Annotated in this window: 1 protein-coding gene; it reads right to left on the bottom strand. The window is 43.8% G+C overall.

All coding sequences use genetic code 11. From position 1 onward, the window contains the following. Positions 1-59: 59 nt before the first annotated feature. Positions 60-188, bottom strand: coding sequence for a hypothetical protein (locus D0T85_RS23085; RefSeq protein WP_255495719.1), 129 nt, complete (start codon positions 186-188; stop codon positions 60-62). Between the last annotated feature and the right edge of the window lie 127 nt (positions 189-315).

The following is a 315-nucleotide window of genomic DNA, read 5'->3' as shown; positions in this document are numbered from 1 at the left end:
ACTATGCCTACGATGGAATTATGAAAGGAGCAAAAGAAGGGAAGTATCCGTATTGATGTTCATTTCAGATACTCGGGTGTCCACTCGCAGGCATAAACATGAAACTCCGATTCGGCTGTACCGATATTGCGAGACGCAGTTTTCTGGGTGCCTATGGTGCCGTTATGGATCTGGATTGGTTGATGCATCTTCGTCCCAGTTCTCCTCCTATCAAGTTTGATTACATTACACATACCTGTCGGATATCACTATCGTTTCATTGTCGTTGAACTGATAGTGGCCAATATGCCGGTTGGGATTATTTTCCCAATATTC

Origin of the sequence: Bacteroides sp. 519, assembly GCF_010500955.1 — a bacterium.
Lineage (GTDB): Bacteria > Bacteroidota > Bacteroidia > Bacteroidales > Bacteroidaceae > Bacteroides.
Note: the sequence above shows the minus strand (reverse complement) of the source record. Positions and strands in the feature narration are given on the sequence as shown.

What these genes read in the sequence shown, in the direction of transcription:
- D0T85_RS23085 (WP_255495719.1), bottom strand. Translation starts at nt 188, where the DNA reads ATGCATCAACCAATCCAGATCCATAACGGCACCATAGGCACCCAGAAA.